This window comes from Okeania sp. SIO2B9, from assembly GCF_010672505.1.
Classification (GTDB): domain Bacteria; phylum Cyanobacteriota; class Cyanobacteriia; order Cyanobacteriales; family Microcoleaceae; genus Okeania; species Okeania hirsuta.
The window spans coordinates 1-1,724 of the sequence record NZ_JAAHGK010001477.1 but is presented as its reverse complement, the minus strand read 5'-3'; the positions used below and the strand labels follow the sequence as shown (position 1 = coordinate 1,724).

Here is a 1,724-nt window from a genome sequence, read left to right as displayed (position 1 = left end):
GGGCACGAGAAATAGCTGCTGAGTTAGGGTTGACCCCAGAAACTCTATCTCGTGCCCTCAAACGCTTAGAAAGAGATGGTCTGATTAGTCGCTCTCAACGTGCGATCGTCCTACATAATTATTCTATTGCTTGATGATAATCAATCCATTCTTGTATTGAAATGAACTTCATATTTAATTAATTTTATGTACTATATGGCAATTAGCACTCAGTGTATTGCTAATACAAAGCTAAAGTCAATTCAGTTAACCTCTGATATCAAATCCGGTTAATACTTAATTATATAGTTGGGAGTAGGGGAGTGGGGGAGTGAGGGAGTAGGGAAGATTGAATATTCAAGTAATTATAGAATTATCAACATATATTATATAACCAGATTCTATATTACAGAGGAACTGCGTTATCAGTACTTTACTGGAATAGGAAGGCAAAATTATCAATCTTCAGGACTTACGCACTGACAATAGATATGGGATTTTGGTGTGTTAGCGGTAACGTAACACACCCTACTAATAGCACTGTAATAGGGAGACAAAATTATCAATCTTTTCGATCACTATTTTCTCAGCCACCAATATAAGGAAAGGGTGCGGACATATCAAAAGCTTAAAACTTAGACAACGCAAAATTCTTCCTTCTTTCTTCTTCTGCTATACAAAAAATCACAAGCAAAAAACATGATACTACAATCTAATGTAATTCCTCAATCATCAAAAATACCAGACCAACCAGAATCTAGGAAACTGTTGATATCAAGTAAACAGAATAATTGGCAAGGTATTCTGCTACAACGTCTATACTATTCCGCAGCAGAAAGTAAATTTTCCTTACCTGCTATACCAGAAGAACTACTGATAATTCACTTAGACTATCCTTGTCACATAGAGCGATCGCTAAAAGGAAAATACGACCGGGGGAGAATAGTGCCTGGAGATATAACTGTTGTGCCAAGTGGAGAACTTTCCCAGTGGCATATTCAAGGAAACCCAGACTTGTTATACATATATTTAGCACCTTCGCTCATGGAAAAAGTTGCTAATGAAGTTGTAGAAGTAGACGCCCAGCGAATTGAACTCGTAGACAGATTTACTCTGCGCGATCCATTTATTCGTCAGGTCGGGTTGCTGTTACTAGGGGAACTAGAATCAGGAGGAGTAGCAGGTAGGTTATATGCAGAGTCATTAGCATATTCATTAACAGTTCACTTAGTCCGCGAATATTCCACTATGAGTTTAGAAGTTAATGAGTACCGAGGAGGATTATCAAAATATAGACTTCGCCAAGCAATTGAATATATTAATGAACATTTAGACCGAGATTTAAAACTAACTAGAATTGCTGCTGTAGTTGGTATGAGTCAATATCATTTTTCCCGGTTATTCAAGCAATCAATGGGTATTACTCCCTATCAATATGTCATTCACCAAAGAGTAGAACTGGCAAAAAAATTATTGAAACAGCAAAATATCAGCATTACAGAAATTGCTTTTCAATGTGGTTTTTCTCATCAAAGTCACTTAACTAAAATATTTCATCAACTTACAGGTACTACTCCAAAACAATACAAAAATCAAGTTATATCATGTCCGGTTGAATACTTATAACGACGGAGGAGTCAAGAGTCATTCCTCAGGAGTCAGGAGATAAGAAAGAAGCAATAAGAAAGAATAAAGAGGAGGAAAAGGAGAAAGTTTTTTATCACTAATTATCCGGACATGATATT

2 protein-coding genes are annotated in these 1,724 nt (G+C 36.4%); both read left to right on the top strand.

All coding sequences use genetic code 11. From position 1 onward, the window contains the following. The first annotated feature begins 11 nt into the window (after positions 1-11). On the top strand, positions 12-134 hold the full coding sequence (locus F6K13_RS35620; protein ID WP_353735749.1) for a helix-turn-helix domain-containing protein: 123 nt from the start codon (positions 12-14) through the stop codon (positions 132-134). 544 nt (positions 135-678) lie between these two features. Next, positions 679-1,605 (top strand): AraC family transcriptional regulator, encoded by a 927-nt coding sequence (locus F6K13_RS31850; RefSeq protein WP_124146412.1) that lies wholly within the window; start codon positions 679-681, stop codon positions 1,603-1,605. Positions 1,606-1,724 lie beyond the last annotated feature (119 nt).

Bases quoted from the DNA above. Each gene is read 5' to 3' on its own strand.
- F6K13_RS31850 (WP_124146412.1), top strand. From the start codon at position 679: ATGATACTACAATCTAATGTAATTCCTCAATCATCAAAAATACCAGAC.